We start from the raw sequence: 24,393 nt of genomic DNA, 5'->3' as shown, positions 1-24,393 counted from the left end.
GTATTATTCAGCTTTAGTTCGGTCTTGAATCCAAGTAACATGGTAAGTTTTTAATCCATTCTCTGACAGCCTGCGATTTTGTCCAACCTTCGCGTTGCGCGTAAGCATCCAGCTTATGCTGTTCCCATTCGGTTAATTGAACTTTTAACCATTTCTCTCGAAGCCTCATACGTGTCCCTCGTCTCTATATTTCTACACTACCCGCGTATGACCCGCACTACAAGTAGAGAAAACCGTATATAATTAACGACCAAAAAATGCATTGCTACACATTTTTGAGTAGCAATGCATAGCCCTGCATAGAGATTAAGTAACAGCTTCTAGCCCTCTACCCCCTACTCCCTATTCCCTACTCCCTACTCCCTAATCCAATAAACCTTCCCTTTCCTGAATTGCCATAGCATGGGCTGCAAAACCTTCGTAGGTTGCGAGTGTTTGAGTTGTGTGTTTCAGTTTGGCAAAGCCTTCTGGAGTTAGATAGCCAATTCCCGCCCGCTTGAGGAAGTCAAAGACTGACACAGCCGAATACGATCGCGCAAAGCCTCCTGTTGGAAGAATAGCATTGACTCCCAAACAATAGTTACTCACGGGTATGGGTGTGTAGGGACCGAGTAAGATTTCTCCAGCGTTCTTTATCTTTCCGAGTACGCTGAAAGGTTCTTTTACTAAAACTTCCAAATGTTCTGGAGCATAATCGTTGACAAAATCAAGTGATTCTTCTAGGCTGCGTGTGAGTAAAATGCCACCATAAGAAGAAAGCCCTTTCTCACAAAACTCTCGCCTCCAATCTGGAAGTTTCGTTAAATACTCAGCTACATACTTAGCCGCTTTGAGAGCAAGGGATTCATCATGGGTAACGAGTAACGCTGCTGACTCCGGACCATGTTCCGCTTCAACTAACAGATCGAGGGCTGCAATTTGAGGATCGGTATGTTCGTCAGCTAAGATGATGGACTCGCTTGGTCCGGCTGGTAGCCCTACATCTACTGTTCCATATAAAATTCTCTTAGCGGCGGAACCATAGACATTACACGGACCTGTAATTTTGTCAACCTTGGGGACTGTTCCCGTACCCAAAGCCATGGCTGCGATCGCTTGTATTCCACCCAGCCTGTATATGTCTTTGACTCCAGCCATTTCGGCGGCGACAAGAGATGCAGGTTCTACCTTGCCATTTTTGTCTGAGGGGGTACACACAATAATTTTGCTCACACCAGCCACCTTTGCTGGTATTGTTAACATGAGCATTACTGATGGAAAAGCACCTTTTCCTCGGGGAACGTACAACCCTGCACTAGCGATCGGTGTCACTTTTTCACCTGCGAAAATTCCACTGTCAATTTCTGCCAGTTGGATTTCTTCAGGCATCTGTCTTTGATGAACTTCTTTTATATTGACAAATGCCTGATGGAGGGCTGATTTGATTTCAGGTTCAATGGATTCGCGAGCATCTGCAAATTCTTGTTCGCTGACTTTTAGGTTTTCTAGTTCTGCGCCTGCATAGTCAAATTTTCTCACGTATTCAATTAAGGCTGCATCGCCACGCTGCCTAATTTGGTCAATCACCTCTTTTGCAATGGAGAGGGCTTGTTCGATGTTTAACTCAGCTCGTCTCTTCAATGCTGAGAGATCTTGAGGTGTCATTTCTGCCAGTCTGAGAATTCTAACCACTAGATGCCTGCCCTCACTCATTTCTTAAAGGTTGATTTTGGTTGGGTGAAAAAAGGGAATTTTATCATATTACCAACTTACAGGGTAAAAGGTAAAATCTCTATGTTCCGTTCGTAGTTAAAAAGATGTAGGGGCGCAATGCCTTGCGCCCCTACTAGAAAATTAACATTGACATCCACATTATTTCGATTATTCTAGTAATATGGATAATGAAGAAACGGCTCGCTATGCAGATATGTTTGCTGCACTAGGGTCAGAACCACGGCTTGAAATTATGCGGCTGCTGTTTGCAGCTTACCCAAAAGGCTTGACAGTGGGAGAGATTCAGGAAAAACTAAAAATCCCGAACTCCACCTTATCTCACCATTTGGAGAAGCTGCGAAACGAGGGGTTAGTCACTAGCCGAAAAGATAGGCAATTTTTGTGGTACTCAGCAAATGCTGAGACGATGGAGGATTTGCTTGCTTTTTTAACCACAGGGAAAACAAGAAGCGATCGCACGGGTATTTTTGGCGATCGTGCTTCTCGAGCCACTAACAAGACACACACAGAGGAAGGATTTATGTTTGAAAGATTTTTTGAGGCTATCTTTCAAAAATTGTTCGGATTCATGTCTGAGAGATTTCGCCTTCAAGGATATGAAAGATTTACCCAAAAAGCCATTAATGCTATGTTTTTTGCACAAAGTGAGTCTCGCCGCTTAGGACATGAGTTTATTGGGACAGAACAAATTTTAGTAGGCGTGATTGGTGAAGGTAGTGGGGTAGCATCTGAGATTCTCACTTCTGTAGGGGTGAGCTTGGAAAAAGCACGGATTGAAGTCGAAAAAATTATAGGTAGAGGTAAAGGTTATACGCCTTTAGATATTCCCTACACACCCAGAGCCAAGCAAGTCTTAGAACTATCGGTAGAAGAATCTCAAAAACTTGGTGTCAACTATGTTGGGACAGAACATTTATTATTGGGTATTCTTCGTGAAGGTGCAGGAGGTGGAGGAGGAGCCGCAATTAAAGTGCTGCAAAACCTGGGAATAGACTTAGTTGCTTTTGAACAAAGGCTGCGAAGTGCTTTAAGTTAGATTTGCGATTCGCAAGAACGTATCAAACTTGCAGCAAGAAAGTGCAAGACGAAATACCCTTGCACTCCCTATCTTAAAAGACGGTTTCATTTTATGCAGGGCTTACGCAAAGCCCCTCTTTTTAAGGGGGTTAGGGGAGATCTGCAACAGGTGAAATCCCCAGAATACTGTTAAGTTTGCGTAAGTCTTACAATAATCCAACCCGAAACTTTAAGAAGTTCTTATTATGTCGAAGTTTGATAATCAATTAGAAACCTTTTATGCCAAAAATCGGAAAGAATGGCGGGAATGGTTGGAGAAAAATCATCAAAATTATGTTGGTGTGTGGCTTTTCTACTATAAAGTAAAAAGTGGTAAGCCAAGTATTCAATACAGTGAAGCAGTAACGATGATAATTTCGCCATCCCCGGACGATGGGAGCTAATTTTTCCGCTTTCTCTAAAGCCCCCAAATTCGAGTTATTGACAATCGTTTTGATTTTGGCTCTGAAAGTTTTAAAGTTTTCCGCAGAGGGAGTACATCTAAACTTGCCATTTTTCTGGACTTGGAAGTGCCAGCCTAAAAAGTCAAAACCATCTGTCGCGGATACTAATCTGGTCTTTGAAGCTTTAATATTTAGTCCTCGTTTGTGCAGAAATTCCTGAATTTTTTCAAGTATCTTTTGAGCATTTTCATGGGGTTTCAGAATAAATACCATGTCATCTGCATATCTCAGAGATTTATGGATTTCTTCGATTCCGTCTAATGCTATATTCGCAAGTAATGGGCTACATACGCCTCCTTGTGGTGTTCCAGAGTCCGGGAAATCTGGATGGACTCCTATTTTCAGACATCTCCAGAGTCCCTTTTTTGCGTTTTGAGGCGCTATGACCTTGGACATGAGGAAGTTGTGATTGATTCTATCGAAACATTTTTCAATGTCTATTTCTAGAATTTGTTTTTCCTTGCCGTTCACACTTGAATTCAAATTTTGAAAAAGCAATTTTTGACAATCATGTGTTGAGCGTCCTGGTCTAAATCCATAGCTTCTGGCGTTGAATAATGCTTCATGTACTGGTTCTATGGCATATTTCATCATGCATTGCCATGTTCTGTCATCAAGAGTCGGAATTTTTAGTATTCTTTGACTCCCGTCTTTTTTTGCTATGGCAATTTCTTTGAGTTCTTGATGTTTCCATTCTGGGATATTTCTTCTTAAATGGTCATCAAGTTCCCACCTTTGTTGAAAGGTTAAGGACTTTTTACCATCCACTCCAGCCGTTTTTTTTCCCACATTTAATTGCGTGACTTGTCGAATTGCCAGTAATCTTGCGCTTCGCGACCTCAGTATTAGCTTCTGTAGATTGTTGACTCGTTTCCGGTCATTTTCTCGACTCGCTTTATATAATCGACTTTGTAGGCGGAATAGGTTTTTGCGGAGTTTTTTCCACGCTAACTTTTTCCAGAGTTCACTGTAGTTATTTTCTACGTGTCTAACCATACTCTACTCTGTTAATTATACTCTGATTGCCTCAAACCAATTACGGTTCGTCCTACCTGATGTGAAGTTTTCGGCGTCTCGTCTCGCTTACTAGGGTTTCGACCTCCCCCCAGACTCCATCACCATTTTTCCTCGTTCCAATTTCTGATTGATTGATGATTTAGGACAGACCATTTCGCCTACACTCTTCTCATAGGAATACGGCTAACGAAACAAGATTGCCGCGAGAATCGGGTGTGAGGTCAGTATTTTGTTTCCAGATTACCGCTTGGGATTAAGACGCTTTTTTAGGTCTTGTTTATCCATTTCATCTTCCCTTTAACGCCAGTGTGCCATATCTGCTTTTGGCTCTGATTGCGTCCTGTTCCCAGCTTCGCTCTATAGAATTCCGAGTCTATTCAGCGTGGGCAGGTTGGGGGTCACTGTTTCCTTTCCAGGGTAGGGCTTTCACCTACATCCAGAAATCAGTTATGAGCTTTTCAAGGTTTTTCCTTGTCGTTCTCACTTAGAGCTATATACTTAAGTATTTTTACTCTAAAACGAGTCGCACTGTTTCAATCCCTAATAGGGATTAGTATAAGTTGCAACTCTCTTTTGAAATTATTGGCAGCAAAAAGTTCCGTTTCAATCCCTAATAGGGATTAGTATAAGTTGCAACATTGCCAAGGCTATCTTGCTGGCGTATTTTATCAAAAGGTTTCAATCCCTAATAGGGATTAGTATAAGTTGCAACCGTCAGCGTGGCGTTTTGCATACGTGATTGCGCCGTTTCAATCCCTAATAGGGATTAGTATAAGTTGCAACCTTGTGAGTGCCTCAAGCAGTGGGGCATGATGGCAAAGTTTCAATCCCTAATAGGGATTAGTATAAGTTGCAACTTGATGCTACACGTGTACTACCTGTAGATAAAGGGTTTCAATCCCTAATAGGGATTAGTATAAGTTGCAACGAGAAATTTTTCCGCTCATATCGGGGTTAGTTGCGTTTCAATCCCTAATAGGGATTAGTATAAGTTGCAACGTTAAAGGGTACAATTGGGTCTAACGCCAATGGGTTTCAATCCCTAATAGGGATTAGTATAAGTTGCAACCAACCATGGGTTTTTGTAAACGAACTAGAATTAGTAGAAGTTTCAATCCCTAATAGGGATTAGTATAAGTTGCAACGAGTTTGCAATGGCTTGTGAACCATTTTTACTTGTTTCAATCCCTAATAGGGATTAGTATAAGTTGCAACCCTATAGAAATATAGGGTTAAATTTTTCAATATGTTTCAATCCCTAATAGGGATTAGTATAAGTTGCAACCTAAATAAGCTGTGTATCCCTTTGTTTTACTACCGTTTCAATCCCTAATAGGGATTAGTATAAGTTGCAACTTTGCAGAAGGATATGCAGACCTATGCGCTTTCTTTCGTTTCAATCCCTAATAGGGATTAGTATAAGTTGCAACAAAAATAATCGGTGCGGTCAGGCATCAGTACTGTTTCAATCCCTAATAGGGATTAGTATAAGTTGCAACCTAAATATTGGAATCTTGAAACAAAATCACAATTGTTTCAATCCCTAATAGGGATTAGTATAAGTTGCAACAAGTTCGAGAAACAGAGCGATGAGCCAGAGCATCCCGTTTCAATCCCTAATAGGGATTAGTATAAGTTGCAACCAGATGTTTTTCTAACTACTGTATCTAAATCTATATCTGTTTCAATCCCTAATAGGGATTAGTATAAGTTGCAACTGCTTGGAGTTGAAAAGCTTACTATATGTGGTTTTCAAGGTGCGGTAGCGCGGATGGTCTAATCATAGCACGATCGCGGGTGGTAGTGACAAGAGAAAATCGCTGAAAAGCTTATCTGGTAAGTATCGCGGATGGTTTTTGTTTTTAAATGGACTCAAAGCCTTATATATCAAAGCTTTAGAGTACTTTTTTTGGGAACTTATTTTTCTACACCTACCCATCCGCGCAATAAAATCTAGCTACTCACCAGTAATAGAGAGTTCATCAACCCAAACTCTGGGACAAACCCCACCAGGAGTTAATTCCGCTTCTTTTTCCACAAAAAGAATAGACTTGAGGACTTCCAAAAAATCTCCCGCAACAGTAGCTGACTCAATGCTAATTTTCTCACCTTTGTTCACTAACCAACCATCAAACGGCAGAGAGAAAGAACCTTGTAAAGCTTTCACCCCTGCATGCAGAGCTTGTAAATCATCAATCAAAATGACATTCTCAGCAGTTTCCAAGCTCAATTCCTGTTCAGCCGTCGCAGAAGATCCAAAGACATGATAGAAATTGGGGCTGACAGTGACTTTTGCACCAATATTAGCATGACCCGTTGGGGTTGCGTTCATTCTTTTTGCAGTACCTGCACTGTGGAGAAAGTTTGTTAAAACGCCATTTTCAATGAGTGAAATTCGGCGAGTAGGAGTTCCTTCACCATCAAAAACTTCTGCACCAACGTTGGCTGGATGTAAATCATCATCAGCGACTGAAAGCAGAGGAGAAGCAATTTGCTTTCCTAAATCATCAGGGGTAGATAAGCTTTGCTTGTCCAAAATACTCTGAGCGTTGAATATGTTAGAAAAAGCACCCAGTAAACTTAAAAAAGCATCTGGTGAGAAAACAACTCGATATTTACCCGACTTGATTTTTTCATAATTCAAATGGCTGATAGTTTTCTCTGCTGTTTCCTTGATACAACCATTAATGTCTAAATTTTCTAAACCCCGGCTAATTCTAAAAGCACCAGCACTACGAGGTTTTTTCCCGTCTTCTTCTGTTTTGCTGTAAAGATAAACTGATGCTACGGAGCGAGATTCTGTTCTCATAGCACCATTGCTGTTGAGATAGAACCTATCGATATCTCTTTGCGCCAAACTATTGTAAGGCACTCCCTTAATCGCTGGATGAGCATTCAGTAATTCTTTTTCAGCTGCTAATAAACTATCAATAAGTTGAGCAACAGGGACTTGAGGTGCTTTTTCGTCAGAGGAACGGTCTATGGGAACAGTCGCTTCAGGACTAAAATCTGGCACATTTTCTTTAACACCAAAGAAACTTGCTTCATATGCAGTTTTCAAAGCTAACTCAAGTCCTTTGGGGTCTACATCTGTTGTCGTGGTGACACCCATTGTGTTGTCTTCATTCCAAACACGAACAGTGACACCAGAAAGATTGGAAGCTTTCACTTGCTTCGGCTCACCTCGATCTACTTGTACACTGGTTTGGTCTGCACTTGAGCCATAAATATCAAATTTGTTGATGCCAAGCTTTTCTGCATTTTCCTTGGCGTAAGTTGCAATCTCAGTAATATTGGGCATAGTCTGGTTGATGGTTAGTTGTTAGTGGTTAGTTGTTAGTGGTCACTGGTCACTGGTCACTGGTCACTGTTTACTGGTCACTGGTCACTGTTTACTGGTCACTGGTCACTGGTCACTGGTCACTGGTCACTGTTTACCGTCCACCTACGGTGATGGAATCAACTTTAATGTGGGGCTGTCCTACAGTGGTATAAATACTGCCACTGACAGAACCACAAAAACCAGGCGCAAGAGATAAATCTTGAGAGCACATGGAAATTTTGTTCATAATTTCCTTAGCTTCACCAATCAAAATCGCTCCCTTTAATGGCTTAGTGATTTTGCCGTTTTCAATCAAATAAGCTTCGTCTACACCAAAGTTAAATTGACCTGTAGCACCAACGCTACCGCCACCCATCTTTTTACAGTAAATTCCTTTGTCAATGGAGCCAAAGATATCATCAACACTGTACTCGCCTGTCGCAATATATGTGTTACGCATCCGGCTTGCTGCAGCAAAGGTGAAATTCTGACGGCGACCGCTACCTGTTCTGGGATGTCCGGTGCGCCAAGAACCAGTCCTGTCAGCTAAGAAGTTCTTTAAAACTCCTTTCTCAATCAACAGGGTTCTTTGGGCTGGCATTCCTTCATCATCCATGTCAATGGTACCAAAAGCGTTTTCTGTCCGCCCTTCATCCCAAGCAGTTAGACTTTCATGGGCAATTTTTTCACCTTTCTTATCAGCAAAAGGAGTGGTGTTGCGTTCGATTTGAGTCGTTTCAAGTAGGTGTCCGCATGCCTCGTGGAAGATAACCCCACCAAAGTGATTTGCCATAACAATGGGGTAAGTTCCTGACTCTACGTAATCAGCGTAGAGCATTTTTCCAGCTGATTCGGAAATTTGTTCTACTGCTTCCTTGTAGTCCCAAGTTCTCAGGAAATTGGGGTCGCTAGTGTTACCACCACGTTCTCCAATAGAAGTGCGATTAGCTCCATCAGCACACAGAAGGCTGAGACCTACCGATTGGGTGAGGCGAATATCACGAGCAAAAGTCCCATCGCTAGCGGCGACTAAAACTTCTTGCCAATCACGGAAATATGTGCTGCGGCGCGATTGTATGTGATTTGCCTTTTGCTTGAGTTGGTCGGTACTTTCAAGCAATAGTTCTCCCATTTCTCGAATTGAGCTACAAAGAGGTAGCCACCCATCTTTACCTCTTTTGGTGGCGTAGTCTCGCAGCAGTTCCAAGTTAATTTCTGGGATAAAAGAGTTGGGTGCGGGGAGTTGCAACCCCATGATAGAAAGCCCTTTTTCCAACGCTGCTTTCAACCCGGAAAATGTTAGGTCATTGGTGCTAACATAACAATCTGCTTGACCACGAAAAACTCTGACTCCCGCACCTGTAGACAGACGGGGTGTAATGCTGGTGATGGTATCTTCTTCTGCAAGGCAGCTAATATAATTAACACGCTCTAAGAAAAATTCAATAAAATCAGCACCCGCCGCACGTCCCAGTCCCAAAAGGGTAGACAAGGGAGCTTCCCAGGTTTCATCGAAGCGCTCTGGGGTGAAGGAGTAATGTAGGCTAGGAAGTTGATTCGAGAGAAGTGGAGTAATTGTAAGCATTAGTATTTTCGGTAAGCTAGGTTTAAGAAGTGTTTTAGCAGTTCTGACTCAGGTAAAATATGACGGGTTGAATGAACTGTGTACAATCATACCTATTTACCTATTATGGTCATAAGGTGAGAGGATGACAGGTGGGGAATCCGACTTTCTACCTTTTTCTTGAAACTTAAAAAAGTGTTAGGCTATAAGCACCTATCGCCGATATTCGTCCCCACAGTCACCGATTAACTGATATAAGTCCCTCGATTTGCTAGAGACTGCTTCTATCTGATGCAAATCCTCAGTATCTAATGTAAAGCTGAATACTCTGGCATTATCTTCCAGATGTTCGGTTATACCAAGCCTTGCGCCAACGATCGCACCCGCTACTGTTGGTTTGTCTAAAATATAACGCAGTGCTACATTGGGAATACTAACACTGTGTTTGTCAGCTATGCTCTTGACAGCAGACAGTAATTCTTGGAATAGCTGCCAATCACCCCAACCATTTATCATATTTTTGTATTTTTTCAAGCTGACAGTCGTCAATTCAGACCCTCTTGGTTCTGGAACACCTAAATATTTTTCTGATAAAAAACCACCACAAACTGTTTAAGAGGCGACAAATGTTTAAATCTGTGGTGAATTGTAGGTTCATGAATTTAGTTAGTTGTTAGTTGTTAGTGGTTGGTGGTGTAGGATAGGCGTCTCGCCTGTCATCATTAGTGGTTGGTGGTGTAGGATAGGCGTCTCGCCTGTCATCATTGGTGGTTGGTGGTGTAGGATAGGCGTCTCGCCTGTCATCATCGGTGATTTTCTCTCATCGCCAGTCTTTTTGTGCTTGCTCTAAAACATAAGCAGAGACATCTTGTATTTCTTCCTCGGTTAACCGATCTTTGTAGGCTGACATATTGTTTTTCCCGTTGGTTACGATAGATGCGATCGCATCTACAGAATCCATCCCATATTTCTTAAGTGCTTTCAATTTTAAGTTCTTTCCTCGTCTAATAATATTGCTCCCGTTGATATGACACCCAGCACAATTTACGCTAAAAATTTTAGCACCATTATTTGTATCTGCTGCTATTGCTTCAGGAAGGAAAGAGAAACTTAAAACCACGAATATCACTAATAAAATAGTGATGAGCTTTGGAAGTTTGATATTCATATCAACATTAAATAAGTTCATTCCTGTTAACCAATTGGTTGTAGTATGCGACAAAGGTGTATGCGGCAAAATGCCGTATTCTCTTCCTCTGTAATCCGTCACAACAATTTTTGTACTAGCACACAGAGGGAGATACCAAAGCATATGACAAGCAGAAATTGATGCCACCAGCAGTTCCTCTGCATTATACCGTGTTGGGTCACCACGAAAAGATGGGTCAGACGAGCCATAAATAATAGGTTTGTCTTGACTACCATACAAACAAAGTCCGCCTGCGCGGACTCACGAAAAATCAAGGTTCTGAAACCCACGTAGGTGGGTTTTGCCTGTATAGCCGCGATTTCTAATCGCCAAGGCAAGTATGAATTAAGACTTTACTGAAGCATAGAAAACCTCAGATCCCCGACAACTTTTGCGAAGTCGGGGATCTATATTGTTCAATCAACCGCATCTGTAATAAATGTCAGCAGAGAAAATTAGCTTCTGCAAGCAGTCTACGCGCTTAAAAGTTCTCATCACTTCAGTTTTTCTGGAAATAAAATCTGATACAATGACCGCTTAACAAATGCCAAAATCCATGTTTCTAATTCAATGACCCGCTTTATACATGACAAGTTTGCCAAAGATTACCTCGAAGAATTACTCAAAAACTACGGGGAGGTCAAAACCTCAGAAAAAGTTTCAGGAGAGATTAAAGAGATAGATGTTTTCTTCATTCCCGCTCAACCCCGAAGTGCCGATCTACAAACACTAGGACTACTGGGGAGATTTGCCGAATTCCCGATGATAGTAGAACCATTCCGCAATGCAGCATCTGAAGATGAAATCTGCGACTGCTTGCTAAAATTATTGGAAATCAGAGCCTCGATGCGGCGAGAAGCAAAAGCCAAGAAAACGAAACTTCCAAAACATAAAATTCCTAAACTGTGGATTCTCACGCCCACAGCATCTGCTGACAGATTATCAAGTTTTAACATTAACCAAAAACCGGGATGGTTACCAGGAATTTACTTTTTAGGAGGTGCGTTAAGAGCAGCAATTGTTGCCATACATCAACTACCACCGACACCAGAGACGTTATGGTTGAGACTGTTGGGTAGGGGAAAAGTACAAGAGCAAGCAATTGTTGAACTACTTGGATTACCCTCTGATAATCCCTACCAGAGAGCAACGCTAGAATTAGTTTACAACCTGCAAGAAAATTTGAGAATCAATCAAAATATAAATAAAGACGACCAGGAGTTGGTTATGCGATTAGAACCACTTTATCAGCGCAATCGGGAACAAGCTAAAGAAGAGGGACGACAAGAGGGACGACAAGAGGGACGACAAGAGGGACGACTTGAAGGAGAGCAACGTCTGGTTATGCGTCAGCTAAATCGCCTCTTTGGTGAAATCGATGCATCATTAACTCAGCAAATTAGAGAATTATCCACCGAACAACTTGAAGCTTTAGGAGAAGTTTTATTAGACTTTTCTGAGGTGGCTGATTTACAAGCTTGGTTAAATCAATCTGAAGCATAGAAAACCTTAGCTCCCCGACAACTTTTGCGAAGTCGGGGATCTATATTGTTCAATCAACCGCACCTATCATAAATGTCAGCAGAGAAAATTAGCTTCTGCAAGCAGTCTCCGCGCTTGAAAATTCTCATCACTTCAGTTTTTCTGGAAATAAAATCTGATACAATGACCGCTTAACAAATGCCAAAATCCATGTTTCTAATTCAATGACCCGCTTTATACATGACAAATTTGCCAAAGATTACCTTGAAGAATTACTCAAAAGCTACGGGGAGGTCAAAACCTCAGAAAAAGTTTCAGGAGAGATTAAAGAGATAGATGTTTTCTTCATTCCCGCTCAACCCCGAAGTGCCGATCTACAAACACTAGGACTACTGGGGAGATTTGCCGAATTCCCGATGATAGTAGAACCATTCCGCAATGCAGCATCTGAAGATGAAATCTGCGACTGCCTGCTAAAATTATTGGAAGTCAGAGCCTCGATGCGGCGAGAAGCAAAAGCCAAGAAAACGAAACTTCCAAAACATAAAATTCCCAAACTCTGGATTCTCACTCCCACAGCATCTGCTGACAGATTATCAAGTTTTAATATTAACCAAAAACCGGGATGGTTACCAGGAATTTACTTTTTAGGAGGTGCGTTGAGAGCAGCAATTGTCGCCATACATCAACTACCACCGACACCAGAGACGTTATGGTTGAGACTGTTGGGTAGGGGAAAAGTACAAGAGCAAGCAATTGTTGAACTTCTTGGGTTACCTGAACATCATCCCTACCAAAAAGCAACGCTAGAATTAGTTTACAACCTGCGGGAAAATTTGAGAATCAATCAAAATATAAATAAAGACGACCAGGAGTTAGTTATGCGATTAGAGCCACTTTATCAACGCAATCGAGAACAAACCAAAGAAGAGGGGCGACTTGAAGGAGAGCAACGTCTAGTTATGCGTCAGCTAAATCGCCTCTTTGGTGAAATCGATGCATCATTAACTCAACAAATTAGAGAATTATCCACCGAACAACTTGAAGCTTTGGGAGAAGTTTTATTAGATTTTTCTGAGGTGGCTGATTTACAAGCTTGGTTAAATCAATCTGAAGCATAGAACACCTTAGATCCCCGACTTCGCAGAAGTTGTCGGGGATCTTTTTTACGATCGCAACTCACTGGAAGAGTCACTTTTGCTCGAGTGCCATTTTTCAAAAGAGATGTTTTTCTCTAATTTACAACAAAACTTTTTTATGGTAAATTTGAGCTAAGTCAGTTTCTGAACTCAAACAGCAGCTATTTTCCCTTTGCTAGGTCAGCGTAAATTACAATCTCTAAACCCAAGACAAGCAAAAGTAACAGTTCTATCACACCTAGAAGATTAACAGCTAAAGGAGGCTTTGATACAAGCAACCAAAAGGCTATCAATGCAACTATACCAGAACCAACAAAAGCGATAAGGTCAACAATTAATTGTTCTATCTTGCGTCGTTTTCGACGGGGATCGCTTCTATGAGCTATTTCCCACCCAAAGATTGATTCAGTATCGGTGTTACCAGTCAGTTCTTTAATTTTTTCCACTAGTGTCAAGCGAAGATATCTGCCAATTGCCGTGATTTTTTCATCATTGACAACATAAGTCCAGCCCAAGATAAGACAAACCCAAGGGATAACAAGAAGTGCATAATAATTTGCTTGGTTGTCATTCGCTTTATTGGGGATAGCAACAGCGATGATTGCACCAATAACCCCTAGTGTCACATAAAGCAGATTATCTCGAAAGCCAATTCTTTGCGTTTGCTCATCCTTAAGTTTCTCGTATTCTTGAAGATAAACTTCCAGCATCGGTTGCTTATCACTCATAACAGTTCCTTGATATATAAAATAAGTGTATTAACTTAGCTTTTTGCCAGACTGACCATAGAGCGACTTTTTTGACGCTAACACATTTTACAATAGATACTGCTTGCCAAATACTTATAAAAGCGGCAAAATATAAAGAAAATCAGTGAAATAAGAGATTTAACCTATGGCTTTGCCTTGCGCTGTTATACTCACTGCTATTCCTGTAGAGTATAAGGCTGTTCGCGCCCATTTAAGCAATCCTCAAAGAGAAACACATCGTGAAGGAACTATATACCATCGAGGAATCTTTTCATCTGATGATATATCTTGGCAAGTAGGAATTGTCGAAACTGGAGCCGGGAATACTGATGCTGCGGTAGAAACCAAACGGGCGATCGATTACTTCAAGCCGAATGTTGTATTTTTTGTCGGAGTCGCTGGAGGAATCAAGGATGTTTCCTTGGGTGATGTAGTCGCAGCAACGAAGGTTTATGGATACGAGTCAGGGAAAGCTATAAAAGAAACCTTTTTAACTAGTCCTAACGTCAGCACAGTGAGCTACCGTTTGGAACAGTTAGCTAAAGCTGAGGCGCGAGAAGATGATTGGGTAAAGCGCATTAAAGGAGACACCCCTACAAAAACGCCATCACCATCAGCTTATATTGGAGCAATAGCTGCAGGCGATAAAGTTTTAGCTTCAAAAGATTCTGAAGTTTACAAACTTCTCCGCTCAAATTACAATGATGCCCTAGCGGTAGAGATGGAAAGCCACGGTGTTCTCAAAGCAGTTCGTGCTAATCCAGAAATTAACGTATTAATCGTTCGTGGTATCTCTGATTTGATTGAGCATAAGAGCGATGCTGATGCTAGTGGCTATCAGGAAATCGCAGCACGCCACGCTAGTGCTTTTGCTTTTGAAATTCTGGCAAAGCTAGCTCCAAATGGGTTAAATTCTTCAAACCTCAGTGAAACTTCATTAGGTTCTTTAACTAAAGATAAAACAGCACTCCAAGTATGGGGAGAAAAACTCTCATATTTGCAGCAACAAGAAGCGATCGCATCAGATCCTGGTATGAAATTTCAACTCAAGACGCAGATTGAGGAATGTCAACACAAAATTCAGGAATTAAAGAATAGAGGATGATTTTGTTGTCAAAAAATGATGGATGATTTTGTTGTCAAAAAATGATGGATGCGAAGGCTCTTAATACTTGGAAGGAAAAACTCGCTTATCTTGAGCAACAAGAATCGAGCGCATCAGATCCTGCTATGAAAAAGAACATCCAGCAGCAGATTAAAGAATGTAAAGAAAAAATTTTATCAGGTACACAACTTGATAATGCTTTATTGCCTTTAAACTACAATCAACAATTTGATCGGTATCGTGATTTTTTTGAAACATATTCTCAGGATCACATAGGTGCTTTTTTGATTCACGGACAATCAAAAAGTTGTCAGCAATGGTTAGTTCATAGATTAATATGTCATGTTCCGGGTGATACAGATCCGAAGAAGATTTTGGTTCGCCTGGATAAAAATGAAAGTCATATTGAAGACTTCTGGAAAATTCTTGCTGCTCAATTAAATATAGGACGGGATACACCTCCTGAAAAAATAGTTGAAGCTGTCTATCGTCATTACGCAGATACAGTTATATTATTGTTTGATAATTTAGATAAATTGTACAACAAGGAGATCGGAAAAATTCTTGATCAATTTTGGATTCCTTTAGTAGAAAAGGTATTGGAAAATACGAACGAACGTGAAAGACCCTATTTATTAATGTTTTTAGTAGATAATACAGGTTGTTCGCCTGAGTGGAATATTAATTTTCTACAATTGGAAAACTGCAATCCGAACCAACGTATGATTCAACCTATAAAGTTGCCAAAAATTGAGAGGTTTTCTCTTCAAACACTTAAAAAGTGGGTGAGGACAAACCCTAAACTTTTTAAGATACCAGTTGATAATTATCTCGCTCTTGAGACTTTAGCTCAAGAGTTTTATGACAGTACTTGCGGAGTTCCTGAGGATGTTATGAAGGCGATTTGTAAAAAATGTGAATGTCAATGGTCGGATCTTATGAACCGCATAAACTTATGAATAATGATATTTCCTCCTCGTGCAATCTTGAGTACACAGGTACAACTAACCCTAAACCCGATGATATAGACTATCAACCTTACCTTCCCAGTGAGGAATTAAAAAAAAGTGTGGATTTAGCTATCAAACTCGAACGCCCTTTGTTAATCATGGGTGAACCGGGTTCTGGAAAAACACAGTTGGCAAAAGCGATCGCCTATGAATTTACTGAAAACAATCAAGACCTTTTAAAGTCTTTAAATCTTGACAGTTATCCCTACGAAGCATGGTATGTTAAATCTACCAGTCGTGCTAGAGATGGACTCTATATATATGATGCGATCGCACGCTTGCGGGATGCTCAACTTGCAGGGGTAAATCAACTAGATAAAGAGGGTCAAAAACGTCTTAATGACTCAGAGCAAAAAGATTACATCAAATTTGGAGCCTTAGGAAAAGCTTTTCAAAATTCCCTAAGAACTATTGTTCTAATTGATGAAATTGATAAAGCTGATATTGATTTTCCTAACGACCTTCTTTTAGAACTCGACGAAAAACGGTTTTTTATAGAAGAAACTCAAAGGTGGGTTCCCGATCGCAATCCTCAGAAAAAAGCACCCTCTCCCATTATCATTATTACCAGCAATAATGAAAAAGACTTACCCGATGCTTTCTTGCGTCGCTGTATCTTCCACTACCTAGAATTTCCGGAGAAAGATAAATTAATTGACATTATTAAAGCTCACTTCGGGAAAAAGCTACCAGAATTCCTAACTGAAGAGCTTTTAGAAAATGTTGTTAACAGCTTTTTAGGCGTTAGGCAATATACAGATAGTAGTGGTAAAAAGGTGAGTACCAGCGAACTGATTGACTGGGTTGCAGCACTGTTAGAATACTATAAAACACCAGAGCAGATTCGAGAACAACTCAAACCAGGAGAATTACCCTTCTTAGGGTTGCTGCTAAAAACTTGGGACGCCCAAATCCGCTATAAGGGACAGCGCCGTGAAACCACTTAACGACCATCACCTGCTAGAACTGTTTTGGGGACTGCGGAAAGCTGGGTTGTCCCTGAGAATAGAAGATTACCAGTTGCTTTGCCAAGCTTGGGAGAAAGGTTTTTGTCCAAACAACATTCAAGAATTAGGGGAATTATGTCAGCGCTTGTGGGTAAAGTCTTTGAAAGAGAAAAAGCTTTTTGATGAATATTTTAATAAATATTCTGACCGGTATTTGGAACATCTGAAACAGTTGTTATTCCAACTAGAAACTAACTCTTCGTTTTCCGATGAATCTTCTGGGGAAGGAAGACAACTAACCAAAGGTTCATCAAGAGATGCTCAGTCCGGTACACCTCAAGCGAGACTCCAACAGAAAATAGAAGCAACGACACCACCATCAACGCCCACTCCGTCACCTCTACCTGAGACGGTAATTACAGAAGCAGCGCGGGTGGGTCAAGCAGTTCCTATACCTCGATCAACATACTTTACCCTTACAAAAGAATATTTTCCCGTACATCGACGGCAAATGCAACAAAGCTGGCGAAAACTGCGCCTTTCGCTGCGAGAGGGTGTAGGAACGGAATTAGATATTCCCGCCACAATCAAACGCATTAGCCAAAAGGGATTATTTCTCGATCCCGTGCTTATCCCCAAGCGCACCAATCAAACTGAATTATTGCTATTACTCGACCAAAGTAATTCCATGATGCCTTTTGCGCCTCTAGCAGAGCAATTAGTTCAAACAGCTCAAAAGGACGGACGTTTGGGGGAAACGAAAACTTACTATTTTCGCAACAGTCCAAAAGACTTTCTCTTCAGAGATCTCGATTTGTTACAAAAGCAATCCCTTACCAACATCATTCCCCACTTACATAAAAACCGTACTGTTGTTCTTATCTTCAGTGATGGTGGTGCAGCACGTGGCGGTTACAATCAAGAGCGAGTGAAATTAACAGAGAAATTTCTCAATCAACTCAAACCAGCGGTGCGAAAAGTAGTGTGGTTGAATCCAGTACCAAAATACCGTTGGTTTGGGACTACTGCTAGTCAGCTGTCGGACAAAGTCTTCATGTACCCCTTCAGCGAACAAGGGTGGCGGGTGATGATTGATGTCCTGCGGGGAAAACAGAAGTCTTCACCAGAAGATTTTGACTATCTCCTCAACTGGTCAGAGTTAGTCGCAAATCAAGAATCCGTTGAGCAGCTCTATAAACGTCTTGTGAGTTTGCAACCACCTGACACGAAAAACGACCCAGATAAGTTGTATCGCTACGAAAACGCTTCTCGTTACATTGCTGATTTTGCCAGACGGGGTCAAGCATATTTAGATTTAGCCTGTCACGCGGCTTTCCCCCTTGCCATCACTCCAGATTTAGTTTACTACTTACGAGAGAACTTTTCCTTCTTCGATCAAAAAGGGAAAAAGTTAAATATCCCTTGGATTGCTGTTCCAGACCTCTTGCTATCGAATCTTTGCTATCCCATAGGGTATCAGCTTTATGAAATGGATAGCGCCGTGCGGCATTTATTGCTAAAACTCTTACAACAAGAAGAACGATTTGGTAACAAAAGGCTTGATGAACTGTCTGACTGCTTGCTTTACTACCTGCAACAAGGATTAAACAATCCAAACTTAAAGAACCAAGATTTTGGCGAAAACCCAGAATGGATTGCACTCGCTTACACTAAACCCAGTGAAGTCGCTCGTCAACTGGCTCTCATGCTACACCAAACTTATTCAGGAGACAAAGCTGAAAAAATCAAAAGTGTATCCTTAACTGCAACATTTGCAGAACCCCTCGCTGAAGCTAACTTTCAACCCCTTCTCACCTTTGCTCGTGGTTGGGGACGTTTGGCTAGGGGATACCAAGAAGAGGCGAAAGAAGTATTTGAGCAATTGCCTAAAAAATCACCAGAACTTAATATAGAAGGGGTGAAACTATGGATTCCAGGTCGCAAACTCCCGCAATTTTCCTTTGATGTTGTGACTGTCAACGCTACAGGAGAAATCATCAAACGGGAAACCCACCAAGCTAAGTACTTTAAGGAAGACCTTGGCAATAGGGTGACTCTGGACATGGTTTATATTCCTGGTGGTAGCTTCCTCATGGGTTCACCGGAAACTGAAGAGGGACGTTATGAAAATGAGGAGAGTCCTCAGCACAAAGTTACCGTTCAACCTTTTTTTATGGGTAAGTACCCCGTCACTCAAAAGCAGTGGCGAGTTGTAGCTGCTTTCCCTCAAGTCAACCGCGAACTCCATCCCAACCCATCGAATTTTAAAGGAGTTAACCGACCAGTAGAGTCAATATCATGGTATGATGCAGTAGAGTTTTGTGATAGACTATCAACATACACTGGAAAAAACTACCGACTTCCCAGTGAAGCAGAGTGGGAGTATGCTTGCCGCGCAGGCACGACGACACCTTTCCACTTTGGCGAAACTATTACGCCAGAGTTGGCAAATTATGACGGCAACTACACTTACGCTTCTGGTTCCAAGGGAGAGTTTCGTGAAAAGACAACAACTGTAGGCAGCTTTAAAGTAGCTAATGCCTTCGGACTGTTTGATATGCACGGCAACATCTGGGAATGGTGTGCCGACCGTTGGCATAAAAACTATGAAAATGCATCTTCTGATGGCAGTGCTTGGTTAACTCAGTCTTCAAAAGATAATGATAATCATCGGATGCTTCGTGGCGGTTCCTGGCTCATCAATCCGAGGCATTGCCGTTCGGCGTATCGCAACGACGTTCATCCGGACAGCAGGGACGACTCCGCCGGGTTTCGGGTGGTGCTTTCCGGGGCGAGAAGTTTATAATTCTTTACACTTTCCTCTCTAACCCTTTTCCCTATTCTTTTTTTTGCTGCCTCTGGCAGATCGATTTTTTTTGAGATTTGCACGACTCCCTATATTATCTATAAACTCTCTAATCTTGTCAAGACCTGAGTTTGAGAATTAGGAATTTCCAATAGATAAATTGTCTCATATTGTGGGAGGGACGGCAATACTATTCTCTCAAGAAACAGGGGAGTGGGGAATAGGGAGTAGGGAGTAGGGGAAAGAGTGTTTCTTTCATTCGTAGCGGGTGGTGCGCCGCCCGTGGGGCTGCTCCTAAGTGGAAATTAGAATCCCGGTTTCTTAAAGAAACCGGGGTTCTGAGACCTCAGCGATCGCATCCCTTGCAGTCTGGCGTCTGCATTTAGTTTTAGAAAGAAGTTTTAATATTCCCCAGTTAGTAGCTGATGGCTACATTGATACGATTAGGAAATATGCTGAGCTTGGTCCATCCGTTGTGGGACCTCATTTGACTTTGGGCGGAACTGGTGTAGTTATGCTACGCGATGGTGAAGACGCCCACGTTCTTGAAGCTGCGATCGCTGGTCGAGCAAAAGTGTTGGTTACGGGTAACTTTAAAGACTTTATATCAAACAACGATACCCAGGTTATTGAGATGGGTCGGTACGCCATTCATAGTACACCAACCCATACGCTTCATATTGCACATCCAGAAAAGATGAATTAACCGCTGATGAACGCGGATGGACGCTGATAAATTTGTACTTTAGCAGACTGGGAAACGCTATAAAGTTCATGTTATCAACTACTAGTTAGCAACTGCAACAGTTTCAGCAGAGTGACAACTTGGGAAATGAACAGAATTAGCAATAAAGCACATTTTGTGAGCTTCTTCGTGCAAATGGGTTGCTGCTTCTTAGACTTTTGTGATGTAGCTGATTTACAAGCTTGGTTAAATCAACCTGAAGCATAGAAAACCTCAGATCCTCGACTTCTTGAAGAAGCCGGGGATCTAAACAATTCATTCTCTTAACTGCGAGATTGCTCTAACCAATTCACTAAATCTGATATTTCAACAAAATCTAGTAGAGCCTCGCTCAAATCCTCAGATCGAGCCAATGGTAATTCACGAATGCGCTGCTCTAAAGGTGGCTCAATTGTCCCTAACCGACGATTTAACTGTCGGAGAACGAGCTTTTGAGCCTCTTGCTGCATTCCCGTTTTCATCCAACTCGTGACAATTTCCATAACTTGTTCCTCCTGCCTTAGACCCATACTATCAAGCTCACGCTGAAAAACCTGCTCTTCTGACGCATTCAACTCTAAGTAAGTATCCACAAATCCAGAAATTAACTTTGTTCGAGCCGGATCGAGCCGTAAAGTTGTCAGTAATCGCAAACACTCTGCTTTCACTTTCGCCCTATCTTCTGGCGCAATTCGCATTTTTGCCATCAAAGCTGCTGCTACCGGATTTTTTTGTTGTAAGAAATCTCGCCAATTAAGCTGATTGAGTTGGATTGCCGTAAAGTTAAACTCCAGTACCTTTAAATTTGGGAACTCTACTTGATACTGTTTCCGTTCTTGCCGTTTTGGCTCATCAAAAGAAAATACAACAACTGGATAAATAGGAAGCAAGTATTCTTGATGTAGCTTAGCGAAATAGAAAAACATTCGCCGCGCAAAATCAGATTCGGTGTAAGACTGATTTTCTACATGGATAATGAAACAAGTCTCCTGTCCTCGAAACTTTACTAGTGCGAGCAAATCAATAATTTTGCGTTCTCCAGTCATGAGGTCAGTAAAGTACTCTTGTGGTAAAAAGGTAATGGGTGTACGCTCAAGATAGTTTGCTACTTCTGGTAGAAATAGCTCTATGAACTCCACGAAAAACGTGGACAGAAGTGTTTTGAAAAGTTGGTCGTGGTCAATCTGCTCGGTCATGTAAAATTCTTCAAAGAACGGAAAATCTAGGAATTTTAGATAAATACTTCCTTCCTGTTAAAAGATTATCTATTGAAATGAACCGCAAAGACGCAAAGGACGCAAAGAAAGAGGAAAAGAAGATTGGTAATTTTATATTGGGAATAATACTACTCGGTTAACAATAATTGAGGTGTCAGAACCCCGGTTTCTTGAAAAAACCGGGGTTCTAAATTTCCGCTTAACCAAACTAAGGCGATCGCCACACGAGGTTTGATGTCGTCATACATCAGCTACCTTCAACGCCAGAGACGTTATGGTTGAGACTGTTGGGTAGGGGAAAAGTACAAGAGCAAGCAATTGCTGAACTTCTTGGGTTACCTGAACATCATCCCTACCAAAAAGCAACGCTAGAATTAGTTTACAACCTGCAGGAAAATTTGAGAGTCAATCAAAATATAAATAAAGATGACCAGGAGTTAGTTATGCGATTAGAGCCACTTTATCAGCGCAATCGAGAACAAACCAAAGAAGAAGGACGACTTGAAGGAGAGCAACGTATGATTATGCGTCAGCTAAATCGCCTCTTTGGTGAAATCGATGCATCATTGACTCAACAAATTAGAGCATTATCCACCGAACAACTTGAAGCTTTGGGAGAAGTTTTATTAGACTTTTCTGAGGTAGCTGATTTGCAAGCATGGTTAAATCAAACTGAAGCATAAAACACCTCAGATCCCCGACTTCGCAAAAGTTGTCGGGGATCTGGTAGCCCATCAAAATTAATGTGGTTAAGTACTACTTATCAACTGCAACAGTTTCAGCAGAGTAACGAATTGGGAAATTGACAGAATTAGCAATAAAGCACATTTTGTGAGCTTCTTCATGTAAACGGGTTGCTGTTTCGATGTTTGCGCTGAAGCGCGATCGCCACACGAGGTTTGAGTGTTACCTCAGAAAATCGTCCACTTCCGTTATTTGTCTCTTCCATCACACCAACGGGATGATCGACGTAATCCGTCACAACAATTTTTGCACTAGCACATAGATGAAGATACCAGAGCATATGACAAGCAGAAATTGATGCTACCAGCAGTTCTTCTGGATTATACCGTGTTGGGTCACCACGAAAAGATGGATCGGACGAGCCATAAATAATAGGTTTGTCTTGACGAACGAATCTCGTGGTTGCGGCTGTATGCTCGGTAATTTGCTGTTCCTTCCCCAAGATTACCAGTCCAAGCGATCGCAACAGAGTAACTATGAGATTTTACCATAAAGATTAAGTGTAAACAGAATTCATCCTTTGTACTTTATCCTTCATCCTTTCTTGAGCCAGTACTTCTTTCATCAACACGAGAGTTTTTTAGGCTTGAGTCTTTTTAGTTTGAAATTCTGCAATCTTTGCCCTTAGTATTTGTTCTGTTTTTTCGATACCTGCTAACTTATCCTGGAGTTCTTGCTTTTGTTGTAATACCTTATCGAGATACTTCACAAAGCAGCTACCATCTATAACAGATTGAAGTCGATGTTCATACTCTTCATCTGACATAGGTGTACCACACATTGCGATCGTACCAAGTTCATCTACTCTTTCCCATCGTTCCCAATCTTCTGTTGTTGGTTGATATTTTTGACTTGTCATTATGTTTCTCCTCTAAGATACAATTGGTCTTGTAGAAAAGCTAATGCTGCTTCTTTTGTTAGAACTAATTCTCGGAAATACTCAGGGTTTTCTTGAAATCCAATACTCAAATAAAAATCTTTTGCTCTATCTATTGACAGAACTTTAGTAACTCCCTCAATTTCAGTATCTATTATTTCTTGAACTATTTCTGACATTAACCATCTTGCTGCTCCTTTAATCTTCTCTGGTAACTCTACGCCTTCTAGACCTAAGCAATTCCAAGGAGGTGTTGTAAATGGGTCTATTGATAAATAAACTCTTTCTTCAGTATAAGGGAAAAGGCTTCCTATTTGTCGGGAAATTATTGCTCCTGCTTGTAGGCGATCGTTTTGGTCTCTAACTCCTCTAAAATCAGATGCGTAACTATTATCAATAACTAAATCTACCAAGACTTCTACTTTTGAAACACAATCTCCAAAAGTTGTTCTCATTATCCTGCTTTTATCTCCTTCAAAATATTGGTTGATGTATTCCTGCAATTTTACAATCCAGGTAATCAATTCATCTTTGGTATCTTGATTTGCTCCTATTACATAAGTGAATCGATTGAAATTTGAAGGATTAATCATAACTTTATATCAATTTTTTATCTGACTCCAGCATTTTACTACTTGTTATTTATAGAACAATCTTATATCCTTCATAAGAAATTTATAACCAAGCGAGCGAATAAAATTTGCTACTATACAAACAAATTACACCTACGTAAACTTTATAAGATAACCTAGGCTTGTCTGGTTTCGTTTACATAGCTGCGATTTCTATTTGCTAGCTCTGAATTAAATTTTACTTTTATCCCTGTTCACATTAATACGTATTTTCTCACAATTCAACTAGGATTGCTATATTAATTTTTGCACCAGCACACAAATACCGTGTTAGGTCACCACGACAAGATGGATCAGATCCGGTCATATCAGGTTCAGGTAAACACTTACGCTACGTTCGTAGTTGTACTTTAGCGAAGACAGCGCAACTACAAACGAATTGTTTTATAAGTTATTAACCAAACACGATATCACTGGTCACTGGTCACTGGTCACTTGTCACTGATAAAACGTCACAAAAAGTCAGAAAAAGTATGAAATAGTCTTAAGATGCTTGCAGAGACTGCAACATTTACGGAATATGGGAAACAAGTATTGATGACAAAGTACAGAGACACAACGAGAGAAGCCGTTCTCTCCAACGGTAGCCAATTGACTGCAAGCAGACAGTAAATAATATCTTATCTACAAAAAGGA

The 24,393-nt window shown here is 41.0% G+C and carries 16 protein-coding genes, 6 pseudogenes and 1 CRISPR repeat array; of the genes and pseudogenes, 11 read left to right on the top strand and 11 right to left on the bottom strand.

Annotated features, from left to right (window positions below; translation table 11 throughout):
• Positions 1–363: 363 nt before the first annotated feature.
• A complete protein-coding gene (gene hisD / locus WA1_RS38600) occupies positions 364–1,692 on the bottom strand; it encodes a histidinol dehydrogenase (protein ID WP_201789149.1) in 1,329 nt (442 codons plus the stop codon).
• Positions 1,693–1,873: 181 nt separating this feature from the next.
• Between hisD and WA1_RS60720 the strand changes: the two are divergent.
• The 3 pseudogenes from WA1_RS60720 to WA1_RS62115 form a co-directional block, all read left to right on the top strand.
• Positions 1,874–2,122, top strand: a pseudogene (locus WA1_RS60720) (ArsR/SmtB family transcription factor); the annotation flags it as partial.
• A 159-nt stretch (positions 2,123–2,281) separates the two neighbouring features.
• A pseudogene (locus WA1_RS60715) lies at positions 2,282–2,710 on the top strand (Clp protease N-terminal domain-containing protein); the annotation flags it as partial.
• 265 nt (positions 2,711–2,975) lie between these two features.
• Positions 2,976–3,134, top strand: a pseudogene (locus tag WA1_RS62115) (YdeI/OmpD-associated family protein); the annotation flags it as partial.
• Here the strand turns inward: WA1_RS62115 and WA1_RS38590 are convergent.
• From WA1_RS38590 to petJ, 5 genes and pseudogenes are all read right to left on the bottom strand, one after another.
• Positions 3,129–4,229 (bottom strand): annotated as a pseudogene (locus tag WA1_RS38590) (reverse transcriptase domain-containing protein); the annotation flags it as partial. The pseudogenes WA1_RS62115 and WA1_RS38590 overlap by 6 nt on opposite strands.
• A gap of 551 nt (positions 4,230–4,780) precedes the next feature.
• A CRISPR array of direct repeats spans positions 4,781–5,968; the repeat unit is 37 nt; unit sequence GTTTCAATCCCTAATAGGGATTAGTATAAGTTGCAAC.
• Between the two features lie 239 nt (positions 5,969–6,207).
• Complete coding sequence (locus WA1_RS38585; protein WP_017749759.1) at positions 6,208–7,551, bottom strand: TldD/PmbA family protein; 1,344 nt, start codon at positions 7,549–7,551, stop codon at positions 6,208–6,210.
• 133 nt (positions 7,552–7,684) lie between these two features.
• Positions 7,685–9,157, bottom strand: a complete 1,473-nt coding sequence (locus tag WA1_RS38580; RefSeq protein WP_017749758.1) for a TldD/PmbA family protein — start codon at positions 9,155–9,157, stop codon at positions 7,685–7,687.
• Positions 9,158–9,349: 192 nt separating this feature from the next.
• Positions 9,350–9,748 (bottom strand): annotated as a pseudogene (locus tag WA1_RS38575) (aldo/keto reductase); the annotation flags it as partial.
• Positions 9,749–9,956: 208 nt separating this feature from the next.
• Complete coding sequence (gene petJ, locus WA1_RS38570; protein ID WP_026135347.1) at positions 9,957–10,304, bottom strand: cytochrome c6 PetJ; 348 nt, start codon at positions 10,302–10,304, stop codon at positions 9,957–9,959.
• 591 nt (positions 10,305–10,895) lie between these two features.
• Between petJ and WA1_RS38565 the strand changes: the two genes are divergently transcribed.
• The gene (locus tag WA1_RS38565; RefSeq protein ID WP_017749755.1) at positions 10,896–11,828 is read left to right on the top strand and encodes a DUF4351 domain-containing protein; all 933 of its coding nucleotides are present in this window, start codon (positions 10,896–10,898) and stop codon (positions 11,826–11,828) included.
• Between the two features lie 203 nt (positions 11,829–12,031).
• On the top strand, positions 12,032–12,928 hold the full coding sequence (locus tag WA1_RS38560) for a DUF4351 domain-containing protein (protein ID WP_017749754.1): 897 nt from the start codon (positions 12,032–12,034) through the stop codon (positions 12,926–12,928).
• Positions 12,929–13,107: 179 nt separating this feature from the next.
• Here the strand turns inward: WA1_RS38560 and WA1_RS38555 are convergent, their stop codons facing one another.
• Positions 13,108–13,674, bottom strand: coding sequence for a hypothetical protein (locus tag WA1_RS38555; protein ID WP_017749753.1), 567 nt, complete (start codon positions 13,672–13,674; stop codon positions 13,108–13,110).
• Between the two features lie 166 nt (positions 13,675–13,840).
• Here WA1_RS38555 and WA1_RS38550 point away from each other — a divergent pair, with 166 nt between their 5' ends.
• The 5 genes from WA1_RS38550 (at position 13,841) to WA1_RS38530 (ending at position 20,269) form a co-directional block, all read left to right on the top strand.
• The gene (locus WA1_RS38550; RefSeq protein WP_017749752.1) at positions 13,841–14,800 is read left to right on the top strand and encodes a 5'-methylthioadenosine/S-adenosylhomocysteine nucleosidase family protein; all 960 of its coding nucleotides are present in this window, start codon (positions 13,841–13,843) and stop codon (positions 14,798–14,800) included.
• Positions 14,801–14,841: 41 nt separating this feature from the next.
• Positions 14,842–15,759, top strand: coding sequence for a hypothetical protein (locus WA1_RS38545; protein WP_148662860.1), 918 nt, complete (start codon positions 14,842–14,844; stop codon positions 15,757–15,759).
• Entirely contained in the window at positions 15,756–16,757 is a 1,002-nt protein-coding gene (locus WA1_RS38540) for an AAA family ATPase (RefSeq protein ID WP_017749750.1), read from the top strand. Before WA1_RS38545 ends, WA1_RS38540 begins: the two co-directional genes overlap by 4 nt.
• Positions 16,744–19,563, top strand: coding sequence for an SUMF1/EgtB/PvdO family nonheme iron enzyme (locus tag WA1_RS38535; protein WP_017749749.1), 2,820 nt, complete (start codon positions 16,744–16,746; stop codon positions 19,561–19,563). Before WA1_RS38540 ends, WA1_RS38535 begins: the two co-directional genes overlap by 14 nt.
• 475 nt (positions 19,564–20,038) lie before the next feature.
• Positions 20,039–20,269, top strand: a complete 231-nt coding sequence (locus tag WA1_RS38530; RefSeq protein WP_017749748.1) for a PIN domain-containing protein — start codon at positions 20,039–20,041, stop codon at positions 20,267–20,269.
• A gap of 302 nt (positions 20,270–20,571) precedes the next feature.
• On the opposite strand, the gene WA1_RS38525 is transcribed toward WA1_RS38530, so the two are convergent.
• Positions 20,572–21,483 (bottom strand): DUF4351 domain-containing protein, encoded by a 912-nt coding sequence (locus WA1_RS38525; protein ID WP_017749746.1) that lies wholly within the window; start codon positions 21,481–21,483, stop codon positions 20,572–20,574.
• Positions 21,484–21,740: 257 nt separating this feature from the next.
• On the opposite strand from WA1_RS38525, the pseudogene WA1_RS38520 reads away from it, so the two are divergent.
• A pseudogene (locus tag WA1_RS38520) lies at positions 21,741–22,187 on the top strand (DUF4351 domain-containing protein); the annotation flags it as partial.
• A 158-nt stretch (positions 22,188–22,345) separates the two neighbouring features.
• Here WA1_RS38520 and WA1_RS38515 read toward each other — a convergent pair.
• The 3 genes from WA1_RS38515 to WA1_RS38505 form a co-directional block, all read right to left on the bottom strand.
• Entirely contained in the window at positions 22,346–22,690 is a 345-nt protein-coding gene (locus tag WA1_RS38515) for an OsmC family protein (protein ID WP_201789148.1), read from the bottom strand.
• Positions 22,691–22,828: 138 nt separating this feature from the next.
• Positions 22,829–23,107, bottom strand: a complete 279-nt coding sequence (locus tag WA1_RS38510) for a hypothetical protein (RefSeq protein WP_017749742.1) — start codon at positions 23,105–23,107, stop codon at positions 22,829–22,831.
• Positions 23,107–23,718 (bottom strand): GNAT family N-acetyltransferase, encoded by a 612-nt coding sequence (locus tag WA1_RS38505; protein WP_017749741.1) that lies wholly within the window; start codon positions 23,716–23,718, stop codon positions 23,107–23,109. The genes WA1_RS38510 and WA1_RS38505 overlap by 1 nt, the downstream gene beginning before the upstream one ends.
• Positions 23,719–24,393: the final 675 nt, after the last annotated feature.

The organism is Scytonema hofmannii PCC 7110 (assembly GCF_000346485.2).
Classification (GTDB): Bacteria; Cyanobacteriota; Cyanobacteriia; order Cyanobacteriales; family Nostocaceae; genus Scytonema; species Scytonema hofmannii.
Note: the sequence above shows the minus strand (reverse complement) of the source record. Positions and strands in the feature narration are given on the sequence as shown.